Genomic DNA, 17,376 nt, shown 5'->3' with positions numbered 1-17,376 from the left:
GAAGGGATTTCGCCGTGCGCTGGCTCAGGATTGCCATAGGTTTCACTGTCACGCTGCTGACCTTGCTCTGCATGCTCCCGGCCCAGGCCACGCAAGGCAGTGGCTGGGCGGTATTGCTTGACGAACAGGGCGACCTGCAGCTGAGCGACATCCGTTCCGCGCGCTACACCAATCAATTCAGCCCCATCGAACTTGACCGCCTCACCGCGGCCGAGCCCGAAGGTGCATTGTGGCTGCGCTTCCGGCTTGCACCCGGCAAGCACGAGCAATTGCTGCGAGTGTTCGCCCCCGACCTGTCGCGCCTCAATCTGTACGTGCTCGACGGCGACACGCTGATCGATCAATTGAACACCGGCACCGGGCAGCCCCAGGCTGACCGTCCCCTGCCCAGCAGCGAATTCATGTTGCCGCTGCCACAAAGCGACAAACCCCTCGACGTCTACCTGCGGCTGGTGTCCGAACACCAGTTACGGCCGTACATCACCCTGCAATCGGCGATCATGACCGCAGCCAATCAGAACCAGATGCTGATTTACGGCCTTCTGTTCGGTTGCCTCGGGATGCTGATCCTGCACAGCCTCGTCCGCTACGCCTATACGCGCTCGCGCAGCAGTCTCTGGCTGGCCGCATGCGAAGCACTGTTGATGCTCAGCCTGCTGCTGTTGCTGAATCTGGCGGGGCCCTGGCTGCCAAACTGGCACGCGGTGCAGACACCCGGCGCCTACCTCGCCCTGCTGCTGACGGCGCCGTGCGGCCTGATGTTCGCCTATCGTTTCTTTGCGCCACTCGGCCCGCACCCGCTGAACAAGCTGCTGCTGGGTGACATTCTGTTCATCGTGATGTGCGGCTTGCTGCTGTTCGTCAATACGCTGCCGCTGAACATCATGACCTACGCCCTGGTCGCCCTGGCAGGTCTGAGCATGTTGTTCGTCAGTGCCTATCACTGGCAAAAAGGTTATCGCCCGGCGCGCCTGTTCGTCGCGGCGATGGTCGTGTTCAACATTGGCACGCTGATCATGTTGCCGGCCCTGCTGGGGCTGACGCTGGTCGCGCCGCAGGGCTTGATCATGACGCTGCTGGGGTTTATCTGCATCAGCGGCGTGCTGATGAGCATTGCGCTGAGCGAACGTCAGCGCAGCATCACCGAAGATCGTTTCAGCGTCAGTCGCGACCTGGCGGCCAGCAATGCCGAGATCAACGCCAAGGCCGAGTTCCTGGCGAAGATCAGCCACGAAATCCGTACCCCGATGAACGGCGTACTGGGCATGACTGAACTGCTGCTGGGCACACCGTTGTCGGTCAAGCAGCGTGACTATGTGCAGACGATCCACAGCGCCGGCAACGAACTGCTGACCCTGATCAACGAGATACTCGACATCTCCAAGCTCGAGTCCGGGCAGATAGAACTGGACGACGTTCAATTCGATCTCAATGCCTTGATCGAAGACTGCCTGAGCATCTTCCGCGCCAAGGCCGAACAGCAGAACGTCGAGCTGATCAGTTTCATCCAGCCGCAAGTGCCACGCGTCATCAGCGGAGACCCGACGCGTCTGCGCCAGACCTTGCTGAGCCTGTTGGAAAACGCCCTGAAGAAAACCGACGAAGGCGAGATCCTGATCGTCGTCGCCCTTGACGAACGCAGCGCCCAACCGCGCCTGCGCATCGCCGTGCAAGACAGCGGCGTGCCGATGGAGGCCGAAGAACGCGACGCACTGATGCACGCCGAGCTGCACAGCAAACATTTCCTCTCGGCAACCAGCCTGGGCGGCAACCTGGGGCTAGTGATTGCCCGTCAGTTGATCCGCCTTATGCAGGGCGAATTCGGCATCAAGATTGGCGCCAACCAAGGCAGCACGTTGTGGCTGACCCTGCCGCTGGACCCTGATCGTCTCGAGCACCCGACCTCCGACCTCGACGGGCCGCTGCAAGGTGCGCGTGTGCTGGTGGTGGACGATAACGACACGTGCCGCAAAGTGCTGGTGCAGCAATGCAGCGCCTGGGGCCTGAACGTCAGTGCCGTGCCGTCCGGTAAAGAGGCACTGGCATTGCTGCGCACCAAAGCTCACCTGCGCGATTATTTCGACGTGGTCCTGCTCGACCAGAACATGCCCGGCATGACCGGCATGCAACTGGCGGCCAAGATCAAGGAAGACCCGAGCCTGAACCACGACATTCTGCTGATCATGCTCACTGGCATCAGCAACGCGCCGAGCAAGATCATCGCGCGCAACTCCGGGATCAAACGCATCCTCGCCAAACCGGTGGCCGGCTACACCCTCAAGACCACCCTGGCGGATGAACTGAACCAGCGCAACAAGGGCCCGACCGTCTCGCCGTACCAGACCTCCGGTCCGACGCTTCCGGTCAAGGTTCCGAGTGATTTCCGCATTCTGGTGGCCGAAGACAACAACATCTCGACCAAGGTGATTCGCGGCATGCTCGGCAAGCTCAACCTGCAACCTGACACCGCCAGCAATGGCGAAGAAGCCTTGCAGGCAATGAAAGCCCAGCGCTATGACCTGGTCCTGATGGACTGTGAAATGCCGATCCTCGATGGCTTCTCTGCCACCCAGCAGTTACGTGCCTGGGAAGTCGGCAACCAGCGGATTCGCACCCCGGTTGTGGCGTTGACCGCGCATATCCTCGCCGAGCACAAAGAACGCGCGCGCCAGGCGGGCATGGACGGGCACATGGCCAAACCGGTCGAGCTGTCGCAACTGCGCGATCTGATCGAGCATTGGGTTGCCCAGCGTGATCAGCAGAATCGCACAGCCTCAACGCTCCAGGCAGGCGTGTAGGGCAATCAACGCCGGCATGACTCAATCTGCTGCGCAGATCTCCATGGTCGAAGCATCATCGGTCAACGTCAACATCGCGACGTTGTCCTGATACCTGTCGCTGATCTTCAAGGCAATGGCGTCGCGCACGGGGCCGTAGAGGATTCCGGACAAGTCAGCACTGGCGTAGCGCATGCAAACGCTGCCTTGTACATCCTCGGCCAGATGTCGCTGGGCCAGCGGATTGGCACTGATGATCTGGCGGGTCTTAAGCTCGATGTACACACTTGTGAGCGATGTCGGCGTCTGCGCTATAACCACCAGCAAACGCACAGCCTTTGCGGGCGCAAGAACATCACCCGACTCGTCCGTGGATATTTTCTGCATGTGATCGCGCAGCAAACCCATTGCGGGCTCGTTGCCGGACAACCTTGCCAGCCGCTGCACTGTTGCCGCCGTAGCGCCTCCTTTATCCACAGCACCTTGTGAAATCGCTGCAATGACCCAGTCGCTGACAGACTCGACACTGTCCTGGGTAATCAGCCATTCCTGTCGCGCTCTTGTACGTCGCAGCCAGTAGTCATCCAGAAATTCCACATAAGCGTTGTACCAGTCGACATCCGGGGCTTTTTCAATCTTCTTATTGGCAATCAATTGCGCCAGCAACACGGAATCGACCAGATCCTTATAGTGCGCCGCCCCATCCGCAGCCGGAATAATCACGACACAAGCGCCAACGATCAACACAGAATATTCGCAACTCATATCAACTCCCTCGACAATAAAAAAGGCAGCCGACAACCGGCTGCCGATTTAGATCAATTAGATATCAATGTCTACGATCTGGTCTTTATGTGGGACAAGTTTGCTCTTGATGGACTCACGGACTGCATCAGCGACCAATGTATTTTTGGCAAATACCGTTTCGCCGCGATACAAGTTCACATTTCGGATATCCACATCCGTAAACATTACTTGGGTGGAGCTGTTCTTGCGAAGAAAACGCACTGCACCCACAGCCATGATTGCCTCACCCTCGACTTCGACACACGCACCTGCCGAGATTCCCCCGACGCCATTTTCCAGCAGATTTCGCTCATAAACAGTCAGGGCAGCCGTGTCACGCTTTTGCAGGGCCGCGATCGCATCACCCGCCACCTTGAGCATCAACGCAGTCGTCGAACCAGGCAACGCAACGCCGGCAACCACCGCACCGAGAATCTCCAGCACCAGTTTGTCCATGCGGACGCTGGTGCCGCTGACGTGCAGATCGCTGTAGTACTTGCTGACAGGCGTCCAGCCTGCGAGGGTCATGACTTCCCGGAACCTCAAGTACCACTCTTTGCCCTGATGTTCTTCAGGGTATAGTTTGTTCGCTGCACGGGATGCAAAGAGAAAGGCGTTTTGAGCGTCCGACTTGTTTTCAGCACTGAGCTTGCCAGAAAAGCCCAACGTGCCTTCACCCACAACGGAGCCTTCGACGGTGCTTCGATCTCGTCGCCCACAACCATAAGACCACGAGGGCGGATAATGATCTGCTCGTCGATATCACACGCTTCAATAGCTTCAATACAGGCAGCAACATAACTTTCACGAATAGCTTGATTATACACAATGAATTCCTTATAAAAATACCAGGCAAGTTCCTCATGAACTTGCGATAAAACAATAACCAAACAAACGAACAACGACAAACTAAAACCTGTAACATCATATCCACCAACTAAACATAAGTTACAACAACACCCAAGCAACTAATAAAAACACCCAATCGCAAAATTAACTGACGCGCCTGTCACAACTCACACCCACAAGCAATTAACTGACTGATAGACTCCTCGTCATCCTCACTCCTGATGCGAGCCGAAACCATGCTCCACGTGTTATTCAGCGTTTACCTGAAGATGCTGGTGCTCTACAGCCCGTTCTTCGTGTTGTCCTGCTTCATCAGCCTGACCCGCGGTTATTCACGCAAGGAACAACGTCGACTGGCCTGGAAAGTGGCCACCGCCACGCTGGTGTCCAGCGTCTTGCTGTACTTGTTCGGACGGGTGATTTTCAGTGTCTTCGGCATCACCGTGGACGCGTTCCGCATCGGCGCCGGCAGCGTGCTGTTTATCTCGGCACTGGGCATGGCCCAAGGCAAGTCGGCGGTGCAGACCGACAATGTGCAGCAGGACGTGACGATCGTCCCGCTGACGATTCCATTGACGGTCGGCCCCGGCACCATCGGTGCCTTGTTGGTTATGGGCGTGAGCCAGCCACATTGGGACGACAAACTCACGGCCATTCTCAGCATTGCCCTGGCCAGCTTTACGGTTGGCGTGGTCCTTTATTTGTCCAGCCGCATCGAACGGATTCTCGGTGACCAGGGCTTGCAGATTGTCAGCCGGCTGATGGGATTGTTTGTGTGCGCGCTGGCGGCACAGATTATCTTCACGGGCGTAAAAGGTTACCTGGTGCCCTGATCAGCCAGGGAGCGCAACGTTGTGAATTGACAACGTTGCGAAACGTTCGGAACCCGGATCTCCACCCTCGGTTTTTTAGACCGAGCTCAACTTCTCGACGAGCACTTTTAACTCAAGGCTGCTTTCCCCAAGATCGAACATCGTTTGCCACAGCTCATGGACGCTGACCTCAAGCGTATTGCCAAGAACTTGCACACTCAGGTTCAGCGACTGGGCCAATGCCCACTCCTCAGATTGTGCCGAACGAAAAACCAGGCTGCTGCCGTTGTCGGGGTCGGTGAGCAGCAGATGGTTGTCTGCCCGATCGACACGCCAGTCATCCTGCGCTCCGGTCGCCAGAATCAGTCGCGAGGGTATGGCGTCAATGTCCGGCCAGTCAGTGCAATCGACCACGATGCAATCGAGGTGCTGCCAGGCGGTCTCCGACACGTGGTAAATCGACCCCGTTTCAGCGCCTCCCAGAATCAATGAACTGACACCGTCGGGCACCAGAGCCAGCAGGTCTTTTACCTCTCCCGCGATCTCCAGCGTCATGACATCACCCTCTCGACTGGCCTTGTTCGCCGCCACCCACACAACCTCTTTTGTGTTGCGGTTGAAGATCACGCCGTCCACCGGATCAAACAACAGCGGAACACTCCCTTGTTTCGTCCCGAGGAAGTTTGCCCACTGCCCATCCGCTCTGCCGTTAACCTCAAAGACACGATTGAGTTCGGGTACGTAATACGCGTAACGGTTGGTCGAGTGGCCAATCGGCAAAAAAGGCGCATGAGCCTGACCGGACACTAAATCGTTCAGGCGTTTTGTCAGCGCTTCAGGCGACTCCCTGTAACGATAAGACCAGGCGTTCTCGACACTGATGATGCGGGCCGGCTCACCTTCAATCAGTTCGAAATTGACCCCGTCCCGAGTGCGGCCCCGCAAACCGGTGCCGTAAGGCAGCACTTCAGAAAATGCCCAGGCTCCCCAGACCTTTTCTGGTCGTGGCAGCGCGTCGGCATTGATCAGCCGCCTGCCACTGCCGAACGCGCGGCTCAGCTGCTCAGGCTCGATAAACGCCTGACGATAGAGGTGGCCGCTGCTCAGGCCAAGTAACCAGGCGTGCTTGCCATCACGAGTGACGGACAACAGACGGCAACCTTTTTCAGCCATCAGGTCGGTTACCAACAGCTTGTTGTTCAGGTAGCGCGCGTAGACAGGCACCTGGCCGGTGACGTCCGATAATCCGGAAAGCGAAATCAGCGAAACCGCATGCTCCTTGCCAAGGGCCTCCAGATCGCTCATCCACAATGGATGGGCATCCAGCCAATCCCCCGTCACGCCGCTAAGGAAAAAGCTCGCGTCCTGACGAACGTCAAACATCAGCCCGGACTCATTGACGACCAGGTACCCGCCGTCGCTGATCCTGAGCTTGACGCTGCCTGGCAATGGCACCCGTTGTGCCTCATCGCCGGTAAAGGGTTGGTGATAGAGGTTTTGACTGTGTGCGTCGTGAAACAGGAACGCTGCAACATCAGGATCATTCGGTGGCAGCAAGCTTATCTGGGGCAGCGTCGAGGCGGTTTCGCTGACGGGCAAGTGCGGGGTCAGGAGCTGGTGGCTCTGCCCGTTGATCCATCTCGGCAGCGACGGCTTGTCGAGATCGCCGGACGTTACCGTCACAAAGGACGCAGGCCTCCAGGACGTTTGCCGTTCGGCGTCGGCGCCTTCAGCAACAACCGCAATATCAACCTGCTGTAACAGGGCAATGACGTCCTTCAAGGTATCGAAATAGTCAGGCGGTTCGCTCGATACCGAAACCAACGAGATTTCCTCGCCGTGAATCAGATAAATCACCAGGTAACGCTGGGTCTTGCTCAGGCGTACCCGCTGAGTGACTTGAACAACGCCAGCGCCCCGATCTAGGCAGCCAATGATCTGCGCCTCTTCACTTCCACGATTGAAAACGCTGTAGCGCCAAGTAGTCAAACCTGTGACGGCATTGACGCGCCATATCAGGGGTTGATCCGGGTGATAGAAGTAAGCGTGATCGTCTTGCACTGCCGCCAGTTGAAGTTTCTCGCTGACCGGACCCAGGAATTGACGGCCATAAATGAACCGTTCCTTTGCCACTTCGTACCAACCGGCGGTGTATTTCGGCTTTTCTGGATTGCCAAAAGGCAGCAGAAACTTGCCCGCAGGAATTAAGGCATTGCCCATGCGCTGCTGCCGGTGAAGCACCTTCAAACGGTCAAGCTCCGCCTGCGAGTAATGTCCGTCGGCCGCTTGAAGTGACGCCAGGTACAGTTGCCGATGTTCGCGGTCAACACGGTAGGTTTCGAGGTTCTTTGTTCGAACATATACGTCGATGTCGGCCTCGATGCTCAGCTCGATACCGTCGATGTTCAACCCCGCCGCGCCGACACTGATGTGTTGTGGCGTGATCCAGTCGGCGATCAACACCCAGCTCACGCTTCCGTCACCGGGAAGTGCGCTGAGATGGACCGACACGAGTCCAGGTTTAAGTGCGAGGGAGTAAGCCCCCCTCAGCGTGTCGATGCGGTAAGAAACCCTGCCCCGCATCTCTCGCGGTAATTCAGGAACGTACAGCGCTCGGGTTTCATTTCCAACGCGCACGGTAATGCTCGTGGACTCATAGACAGGATTGAGTTTGTACAGGATGTGCGGGAAAGGTCTGGCGTGGGTGAAGAAAAAACCTTCCTCCCTGGCTTCAAGTTCACGCAACACGTCATATTGCGGATACATCTTACGAGGCAGGAAGCTCGAGCCGCCGACAACGTTCAGGAGCAGGTCGCTCCACTCAAAGACCTGCGGATCGGAACCCAGTTGATATTCGTAGCCGTAATAACATTTTGGAGTACCCGGAAGCAGCAAGGCCGATTCTGCCGGCACAGCGTTAAATCGACCATGAACACGCGGGCCAGGAATCGCGACCTGTTTTGGCAGCCCCATGCTTTCTCGAACGACAATAGCGTTCTGTTTGTTCCCATCGGGCCGCGGGAGGCCTGAGCCACCCAAAGAGCGAAAGAGCCCCTGGCTGCCGAACACGATGACCCCTTCGCGAAGATCAACCGTGTCCACCACCGACTCGGGCATGATCGATACGACCCCTTGCTTGACCGAGAAAGCCTGCGGGCTGTACGCCGTTTTGAACCGGGTAAACAATTCGGCAACTTTCTCTGCCTTGTCCATGATTTGCCCGAGATTGCCGGCAATCGCCGTGACGCCGATTCCGATGCCAAGCAATGGCACCGACAGAAAACCTGCGACCGCACCCGCCGTCCCGCCGACTACCAGCGCAACGCCGTCGAGCACAAGCGCACTGACATCGAACAGCAGTTGAGTGCCGAAACGCGCTTGCTGCTCGTGGTTTTCGGCGTTGTAGAACTCGTAAATATCAAAACCGATATTGACCACGCCCAATACCTGCCCCAACCCCGGGCCAGCGATTCGCGCCAGGAGTCGCCCGCCCGCCGAAGCGGTCCTGACCGCTATCGCTCGCTCGGCGTTCACCAGCTGTCGAACCAGGTTCGCCATTTGCAGCGTGTCGAGGCCGATACCGTGGACTAACTGTGCATGGCCCAGGTAGCCATGAAGGCGAACGGCGACGGCCAGGTTCGATTCTGTTCCAGGCTGCGCCAGTTGATCGCGGTTTCGAAGTTCGGTGATCAACGCCTGGAAACCAAACGCAAAACTCAGCCGGCTACCCTCGGAAACATCCGTTGGATCAACAGGTTTATGTCCATCGTTGCTGCCGGCCAGGTACTCGATACTCGTGTCCAGGAACGACTTGATTCGCCCGAGAAACGGTTCGTTGGTTTTCACCACGCGGATCTGTTGCGTTTTGATGTCCATGAACGACAGTGCGTAACCGTCATCCGGTTGAGCCTGCAGGGTTGCGAACACGGGGACGTACTCGCTCCCGAGTCCGTTCGCCGATCTCACCCGGTTTGTCACCTGATCGATTTTGCTCGCCCAGACGCTGGCATCCCGTTCGGAAAGACCCCGTCCCAATCGCGCATTTTCAGACAGCGCGCGTGAGCGTAATTGGGCGTGATGGGACCAGGGTGCGATGCTTTTTCCTGAGCTCAAGGATTCATTGCCCAACAGCTTCGACACTGGCAGTTCCGACGGTAAGTGCTTGCTGGCGAGGCGATCGCCGTCCAGCTCGATCACATTGAAGGGCGAGCGATCCGTCGACTCGATCGCATACTGCCTGGCCAGGTCGGACGTGTTGAACAGGGCCTTCATCCCAAGCTTGAGGTGGTCTATCCGATCGAAACCAAAGACACCGAAATTGGGATCGTAGAAAGACCAGCTACTGTGTTCGGCCGTCCCGGTCCTGGCCACCATCATTGAATGGTTTTCGGTATTGAGCATCAACGTGCAAGGTGCAGGTTTAGCCGCCAACACCTCAAAGATGCCATCGAAACTCAACGGGCCGAGCTTGTCGCCAAAATCAGCCTGGGGTATGGCGCGCAATTCGTCGAGCGCCTGAAGAAATGCATGGGTATCACTTTCACCGGGCGAGAAATGCGCATTGGCCAGTCTGCCGCTGAGTGCCTGTACCGCATCGCGGCCCTGATGAGTCGCCGCCGCCATCAGCAGCGCCAGTGGATAACAGCGTCTTCCGGGGTCGCCATCGCCCCTGACCAGCAACCCCTGAGGCATTAACTTGGCCATTGACGCGCCCGCCTCCAGGAGCGTTTTACGCACCGAGGCACTGCGCTGGAGAATGTATCGGCGTAGCTCGTAGTCCGTCTGGTGCCTGATGCGAGCCACGCTCTCGCCCCATTGACGAAGCGTCAACGAATTCTCGAATGAAAGAATCTTGAGTACCTGAGCGCTCTCCGTGGAGGGGTCAACTGGCGTTTTGACGGCGGCAAACGCCGTTTCGAACTCGGGACTTTTGAGCGAAAGCAACACCTGCTCGATAGACATGTACCGCTCGGATATACCCCGGTCGGCCGTACTTTCCGCGAGCGCGCCGAGCTGCTGCCAGGCGTCGGCGAAACCGGTTTCGTCCAGCGTCGATGCGCCGAAAAGGCCACCGAGCACCACCCGATGTACCGGACTCAACTGATCGAGCGGCAGAGTCCCATGACCGATGCGAACGATCATTTCATTCAGATTGCCAATCGGATAGAAACCATGGGAAACCGGTAGCTCGGCTACAGGCTGGTTCAGAATCCTTTGCCGGTCATCAAAGTCCAGGGAAAAAGGTTTAGCGAAATTCAACTCACCGCTGAGCTTTTCGTTCATCGCACGGATGAAGGGCTCCCCCAACTCATCCATCCAGCGCTGCAGGATGGCGGTCAACAAAACCGGGCGCCCTTCCATGATCGGCCAGCCTTTTTCGAAGCTGATGGTGCGCCCTTTCAACAGCTCTGAAAAAGTCCCCTGATAACGTGTTTGTAATTTGCCGTCGGCCCAGTTTGCTTGTTCTTTTTGCAGCCATTCTTGCGGTGTAGCGTTGATCGTCCAGCCAGAAACCTTCTCTTCTTCGGTGGCCACGTTGTAGCCATCCGACAATTTCAATCGGTCTCGTATTTCGTTTTTCCCATCAAACAGGAGATGCTTTTCCACATACTCCTCAAGCCCTGTAATCGCCGCTCCAGGTCCGGTCAAATCAATGGTCCCACGGGATTCATAACGAATACCGTCACTGTAGTAAGCGCCAATGGCGCTAACCAGCTTGCCTAAATACCCTCGGCGCGTTTTCGACAGTCCAGGCACCTCGGCAATCTTTTCATTCACCATCGCCACGAGAATATCTTGTACGGCTGCACTGTCGCTCCAGTCCACAGCCGTCGCGTTCAATCGAGACTCAAACTCTGACAGGAAGTCGTAGTTGAACCTGATCAACTCGATAATCGCCTGGGTCGAGCCAGCGCCGGCATGCGCGACGATATGAGAGTTCATTTCACTGTTGATCTGGATGGCCATGCGAATACCGTCCGTGGGCGTTTGACTATTGCCCGGCGCAGAAAATATGTCGGAGGGCCCCGGACGCTGCAGTGCAAACTCGTTTAATGCTGCCCTGTGCTGTTCAGGAATACTCATTGTGCGGTCAGGGTATCGACTGGGGTCGCGCCCTGGCATCAGCGATTCGTTGTTATTGAGCAGGAGTTGTAATACGCCAATTCGCGCACTTTCATCGAACGCCGTAATATCGACTCCGCCCAATACGTTTTTCAGTTGCGGCAAGTAATCCACATCACTGTAGCGACCGCCCTCCAGTGCTTCGACCTGCAGGCGAACCACATCGCTGGCCGCAGCAAAGTTGCCTCGCCCTGCCACTTCGCGTTCATAGACGTCCCATAAAAGGTGTTCTTTGAAGACTTCACGCACGTCGCGTAACCGCAGATGTTGATCAACCATGGCCAAGTGGCTGTCCAGGCATTTTTGTCTGAACGCAATGAGGGTGGCCTCGTCCTTGCCATAGGCGCGAACCATCAGATCAATACGCGCTTCATCCGCCTTTCCGGCCCAGCGCTCCTGCCTGAGGTGAGCCGACATTTGCATTTTCAGCACCCGGGCTCGATGTTCGATCATCCGGGCCAGCTCCACAGGCGTGGCGATAGTGGCTCCCCCTGACTCCATGGCATGCGCCCTGGCACTGTCCAGGATCACTCGATTCATCTCGAAGGCCAGTACTGCATCACTGTCGTACCAGAGGTTGAACGTATGGCCTTCCTTGACCATGACCGCCTTCCATATATTGATGTAGTCTCGCTGAATAGCGCCAACCGCGCTCCCGCCGACCCAAACGAAGTGCATTATTTTCGGCACTTCGGGCGCAACCGGATTCAACATTCGCACGGTCTGGACCAGCCGGTTTGTATAGTTTTCAAGCCGCGCAGAGAGGTCGGCCAACGCGGCGGAAATCGGTCCGGCGCGCTGGCCAATCAGTGAGTCGAGCGTCTCTTTGAGCAATAACAATGGCGCCATCTGGTCAGCCCATGGCTGATCTTTTGCGCACGCTGAGTAATAGCCAACCAGCGCTTCATATTCCGGCGCGGCGCGAAACTCGTTCGAGAGTGCTTGAATATCATCGAGTCTGAAATACTGAAGAAACGACTTACCCGCCGTGTTTGATCCCTGATATTGATTCATCACATCCATGCCCTTATAACAAACTTGAAATACACGTAGCCCACAGCGTCGCGCACACGCCATCCGTCGATGTTTGCGAACCTGAACTGATATTTAAAACCAGCACCGAAAGCACTGGCATTGCTAATACGCTAACCACTGAAACAGCAGGCAAAAAACTGCCCAAGCTGCCCACCCAAAAAATACTATGCGATAAAAATAACAACCTCAATCCAACAACAGCGCAATTAATTAATTACACTTAAGCCGAACAAACAAGTGTAACTTTTATCTTTGTCGGAAACGGTTACTAACACACTGCGCACAGCCGCGAATCAAACGGCCTGCGTCGGTTGTATCAGAACATGAAACGCGGATATTGAATTGTCTGAGGCACTCGCACGCACTTTCCGGGTGAGCCCAGTTAAAGTACGGCGGGCATCAAGGAATCTTTCGGTCGATGCGCGGTGAAAAATCTTACGCACTGGAAGGGGGGCGGAACTGCGGCCAGCATCGCTGGCCGCCAAGACTTACCCGGCTGGCTTGTCGCCGTACCAACGAGGCGTATACACCCACTGGCCACCCTCGGCACGCGGGAACACGCAGGTGGTGGAAGAGCCGACCAGCACCATGGTGCGCATGTCGACCTGATCGGGGGTCAGATCACCCAGCGTGGTGACACGCAATGTCTGGCCTGGACGACCAATGTCCCGCCCCAACACCACTGGCGTTTCAGCGGTGCGGTGCTGCGCGACAATCTCCAGTGCCCGACCCAGTTGCCAAGGACGCGACCGCGAGATCGGGTTGTAGAACGCCAGCGCCAGGTCGGCCTGAGACGCGAGGTCCAGCCGCTTCTCGATGATTGCCCAAGGCTTGAGGTTGTCCGACAGGGACATCACGCAGAAGTCGTGCCCCAATGGCGCGCCGGCCTGGGCGGCCGTTGCCAGGGACGCGGAGACGCCTGGAAGAATCTCCAGATCGACGTTGTGCCAACCCGGCTCACTCGACTCGTGCAGCGCTTCGAGCACGGCGGCCGCCATGGCGAATACACCCGGATCTCCCGACGAAACCACCACCACCGACCGCCCTTGGGCCGCCAGTTCAAAGGCGTGGCGAGCGCGCTGCATTTCTTCGCGGTTGTCGGTGCAATGCAGCACTTGATCCTCGCGAAATGGCCCGGCCATGCGCACGTAGGTTTCATAACCCAGCACGTCATTGGCGCGCGCCAGTTCATCCTTCACCGCCGGCACCATCAGTTCGGCGGCGCCAGGGCCCAGGCCGATCACGGCCAGACGACCGCGCGCACGCCCGATCTGTGCAACCTCCAGTGGCTGACTGGCCACCGCGATCGCGATGCCCGTATCCGCCGCCACGACGGTAGCGTTCGGCGCGGTGTCGCGGGCCAGCTCGCTGACGCCGCCGCTGACCGAGGCAAACCGCAGCGGCACACCCAGCTCAAGCGCCGCGTCGCGCAACGCAGGGTTGGCCATGTGCAGATCGCTGGCCAGCAGGCACGCCAGCGATTGCACGGCGATGTTTGCCTGATGCAGCGCCCCGCGAATCGCGTTCGGCAGATCCGCCACCTCGGCGTTCACCGCCACCAGCACACAGCGCGGGTAGATCAGCAATTCATTGGCCGCCGGCGTGCGCTCGGCACTGCCGACATGAATCGACAACGGCGCCTGCGGATCTTCCGGCAGCTGCGCTTGCGCCAGCCACGGCGCGGTGCCTTCGATGCGCACACTTTGGCCGGCGAGCAGATCCGAGACAAAACGTTTGCCCAGTTCCAGATCGCCGAGGGCGTAGCCGCTGGGTGGATTGAGCAGGCAGGTGCCGAAGCGCAGTTCACCGCTGGTGGTGATCGCCGCCGCCACCTCAAGACCGGCAGCAATCTCCCGCGCCATGACGTTCACGCCACCGAGGCCACCCAGCAGCGGCACCACGGCACTGCCGTCTTCGGCCACGGCCAGCACGGGCGGCTCGGCGCCCTTCTCCAGCAGTAACGGCGCCAGGGTGCGGATCACAATCCCGGCCGCGCACAAGGCAATGATCGGCGTGTCCTGCTGATAGAACTCGCGCACGGTCGCGCCAAACTCGTGATAGACACGGTCCGCGCCTTCAACCCGTCCGGCCAGGCCATGAATCAAGGCGCCGGGGTAGACCTGCTGGAGCTTGCGTGCGGTCGCGAGGCTGCCATTGCCAAGAATGACAATCGCCGGAACTGGACGGGCCATCAACCTTGCCACCGTTCGCCGGGAACGATGATCAACGAGAAGTACGGCGAGGACATCGGCTCGACCTGATCCAGCGGCACGATCTTCTGATTGGCCATGGTCGCGCGCTCGACGTACAGCGCCCGCTCCGCCAGCCCCAGTTCTTCGAGCACCTGACGGACCTTGGGAAAGTTGCGTCCCAGCTTCATGATCACCGCCGCATCGGCATCGGCCAGGCGACGCTTGAGGTCCTCGTGCGGCAATACGCCCGAGAGCACAGACAGGCTCTGATTGCGATACACCAACGGCGCGCCCAGCACCGAAGCGCCGCCGAGCATGGAGCACACACCCGGCACCACTTCGGCTTCGTATCGTTCGGCCAGACGATCGTGCAAGTACATGTAGGAGCCGTAGAAGAACGGATCACCTTCGCAGATCACCGCCACGTCTCGACCGGCATCCAGATGCGCGGCGAGTTCTTCGCCCGCCGCATCGTAGAAATCGCTGATCACTTGCTCATAAGACAGCGGCGCCGGCAACGCTTCAGTGGTCACCGGATACACCAGCGGCAGCAGCGTTTGTGCGTCCTGCAAATGCGCTTCGATGATGCCGAAGGCGTTGCCCTTTTTACCCTTGGCGACGAAGTACGCCACCACGGGCGACTCGCGCAGCAAGCGCAGGGCTTTGACAGTAATCAGCTCCGGGTCACCGGGGCCGACGCCCAGGCCGATCAAGCGTCCAGGCTGCTGCATCATTCAATCTCCGTGGCGAGGGCATTGACGGCGGCGGCGGCCATGGCGCTGCCGCCCAGCCGGCCTTGCATGATGACAAACGGCACGCCGCGACTGTCGGCCGCCAGCGCCGCCTTGGATTCGGCAGCGCCGACGAAGCCGACCGGAAAGCCGAGGATCAGCGCCGGCTTGGGGGCGCCGGCATCGAGCATTTCCAACAGATAGAACAGCGCGGTCGGGGCGTTGCCGATCACCACCACGCTGCCTTCCAGATGCGGACGCCACAGCTCCAGGGCGGCGGCGGACCGGGTGTTGCCCAACTCTCGGGCCAACGCTGGGACGCTTTCATCTCGCAGGGTGCAAATCACTTCGTTGTTGGCCGGCAACCGCGTGCGGGTCACGCCTTCGCTGACCATCCGTGCGTCGCACAGAATCGGCGCACCGGCGGCGAGCGCCTCACGCCCGGCCTTGCCCGCGCCTTGCGAAAATTGCAGGCCGTCGATGGCGTCGACCATGCCGCAGGCGTGGATCACCCGCACCGCGAGTTTTTCCAGATCGGCCGGGATTCGCTCGAGGTTGGCCTCGGCACGAATGATCGCGAAGGAGTTGCGATAGATCTCCTGACCGTCGCGGATGTAATCAAGCATCTAAGGGGCTCCGTGAGCGGGCGTCGAGCAAGGCCGCGACCGCTTCAATAGTAAGATTGCGTGCGTGCAGCGCGCCGAAACCCGGCTGCGCTGCATCGCGAAAATAGAGGTCGTAATGACCGGAAGAAACCGCCAGCAACGTGACCGGCGCGATGTGCGCCGCCGCGCAGGAACGCGGGCAGCCGGACAGGTGCACGTTCAGCGCCTTGCCGTGACGTTGCAACAGCGTCGCCAGTTGCCGGGCATCGCCCTTGGTGTCAGCCAGGCCTTTGCCGCAGCCGGTCGAGCCGGTGCAGGCGATGAGATGCGCCAGGGCATCGTCGGCCGAGCAGCGCAGGCCGAGGTGTTCAAGGTTGTGGATAACGTGAGGCGCCTTGCTGCCATGGACGCCGGGCACCAAGAGGCTTTGCCAGGGCGTGAAACGCAGCGTGCCGTCGCCCTGTTCGCGGGCCAGTTGTGCAGCGCCTCGGAGCATCGCCGGGTTGAGGCGGCCCAGCGGCGGCACTGCGCCGATGTAGACACGACCGGCATCACGCTGTGGATGAGCGCCGATGTGCAGCGCATCTGGCTTTGCCTCGCGCCGCCACCCCTCGATGGGCATCAACGGCACTCGCTCGGCGAGACGCGCGAGAAACACGTCGAGCGAACATTCGGCGAGCAGGTGCCGCATGCGGGTCTGCTCGGGGCGCGCCAGCTCCAGAAACAGCTCCAGCACCGCAACTACCAGCGCATGCCCCTGCTCCAGCGACACCGCGCCTGCGGGCAGGTCGACAAGGCAACCCGCCAGGCCGAACACAAACACTCGCTCACCGCCTCGTTCAGCAGCGGACAACCAAAGATCATGCGAGTGTTCGAGCATTGCCAGCCCTTCGCCGCCATCCAGTTGCACCGCAAACTTGGCGCTGAGGTCGTGAAAGCGTTCATCGCTTTGCAGCGTGGCGAGGATCTGTTCAGCAAGCGGGCGCGTATCGATCAGCATCTGCCGATCAATGCCGGCGCCGGGGCTGAGCATCAGATTGCGCACGTCATCGCCCGCCGCGCTGGTCGGGCCGAGTCCGGCCGCCATCAGGCTGTCGATCAAGGCAGCGTGCTCACTGCCGATCCCGCGAATCTGCAGGTTGGCGCGGTTGGTTGCCTCGATCACCCCGCCGGCGAAATGCTCGGCCGCATCCGCCACCGCTTCGGCCTGAGCCGCGCTGATCGAACCGCCATTCAACTTGATCCGGCAGATGCCGCCGTCCAGTGCCTGGACGATACGCAACAACCCCGGACAGGCCGAGGGGCGTAAAGCGGTGGACATCGGGCGTTCGTTCAAGGGATGGACCGGCTGGCTGGCAGCGCCGTGGTGGGCGAAAGGTCGCCATTATGCCTGCTTTGCCCGAGCGCATGAAAATGCCTGCCGGTCGGAATTCGTGTTTCAGGTCATCCGAAAGCGTAACGACTCC

General features: G+C 58.9%; 10 protein-coding genes. 2 read left to right on the top strand and 8 right to left on the bottom strand.

Translation table 11 applies throughout. The features are described 5' to 3' along the window. Positions 1–14 precede the first annotated feature (14 nt). Positions 15–2,798, top strand: coding sequence for a hybrid sensor histidine kinase/response regulator (locus tag FHL16_RS18930; protein WP_077748969.1), 2,784 nt, complete (start codon positions 15–17; stop codon positions 2,796–2,798). A 21-nt stretch (positions 2,799–2,819) separates the two neighbouring features. On the opposite strand, the gene FHL16_RS18925 is transcribed toward FHL16_RS18930, so the two are convergent. The 3 genes from FHL16_RS18925 to FHL16_RS34500 are packed head-to-tail and all read right to left on the bottom strand — an operon-like array spanning position 2,820 to position 4,471. Beyond that, positions 2,820–3,542: a hypothetical protein gene (locus FHL16_RS18925; RefSeq protein ID WP_077748968.1), complete on the bottom strand. Its 723-nt coding sequence runs from the start codon at positions 3,540–3,542 to the stop codon at positions 2,820–2,822. A 57-nt stretch (positions 3,543–3,599) separates the two neighbouring features. After that, on the bottom strand, positions 3,600–4,091 hold the full coding sequence (locus tag FHL16_RS34505) for a hypothetical protein (protein ID WP_238706184.1): 492 nt from the start codon (positions 4,089–4,091) through the stop codon (positions 3,600–3,602). 14 nt (positions 4,092–4,105) lie between these two features. Continuing rightward, positions 4,106–4,471, bottom strand: coding sequence for a hypothetical protein (locus FHL16_RS34500; protein ID WP_238706183.1), 366 nt, complete (start codon positions 4,469–4,471; stop codon positions 4,106–4,108). Positions 4,472–4,648: 177 nt separating this feature from the next. On the opposite strand from FHL16_RS34500, the gene FHL16_RS18915 reads away from it, so the two are divergent. Then, positions 4,649–5,245, top strand: coding sequence for a MarC family protein (locus FHL16_RS18915; RefSeq protein ID WP_010463905.1), 597 nt, complete (start codon positions 4,649–4,651; stop codon positions 5,243–5,245). A gap of 75 nt (positions 5,246–5,320) precedes the next feature. On the opposite strand, the gene FHL16_RS18910 is transcribed toward FHL16_RS18915, so the two are convergent. From FHL16_RS18910 to cobG, 5 genes are all read right to left on the bottom strand, one after another. Continuing rightward, positions 5,321–12,361, bottom strand: coding sequence for a TcdA/TcdB pore-forming domain-containing protein (locus tag FHL16_RS18910; protein ID WP_158080549.1), 7,041 nt, complete (start codon positions 12,359–12,361; stop codon positions 5,321–5,323). Between the two features lie 509 nt (positions 12,362–12,870). Further along, the gene (gene cobJ / locus FHL16_RS18905; protein ID WP_077748966.1) at positions 12,871–14,574 is read right to left on the bottom strand and encodes a precorrin-3B C(17)-methyltransferase; all 1,704 of its coding nucleotides are present in this window, start codon (positions 14,572–14,574) and stop codon (positions 12,871–12,873) included. After that, a complete protein-coding gene (locus FHL16_RS18900; RefSeq protein WP_010463910.1) occupies positions 14,574–15,305 on the bottom strand; it encodes a precorrin-2 C(20)-methyltransferase in 732 nt (243 codons plus the stop codon). Before FHL16_RS18900 ends, cobJ begins: the two co-directional genes overlap by 1 nt. After that, positions 15,305–15,931: a precorrin-8X methylmutase gene (locus FHL16_RS18895; RefSeq protein WP_077748965.1), complete on the bottom strand. Its 627-nt coding sequence runs from the start codon at positions 15,929–15,931 to the stop codon at positions 15,305–15,307. Before FHL16_RS18895 ends, FHL16_RS18900 begins: the two co-directional genes overlap by 1 nt. Then, on the bottom strand, positions 15,924–17,231 hold the full coding sequence (gene cobG, locus FHL16_RS18890) for a precorrin-3B synthase (protein WP_077748964.1): 1,308 nt from the start codon (positions 17,229–17,231) through the stop codon (positions 15,924–15,926). Before cobG ends, FHL16_RS18895 begins: the two co-directional genes overlap by 8 nt. Between the last annotated feature and the right edge of the window lie 145 nt (positions 17,232–17,376).

It is taken from the genome of Pseudomonas sp. FSL W5-0299 (assembly GCF_005930655.1).
In the GTDB taxonomy this organism is placed as follows: Bacteria; Pseudomonadota; Gammaproteobacteria; order Pseudomonadales; family Pseudomonadaceae; genus Aquipseudomonas; species Aquipseudomonas mandelii.
Note: the sequence above shows the minus strand (reverse complement) of the source record. Positions and strands in the feature narration are given on the sequence as shown.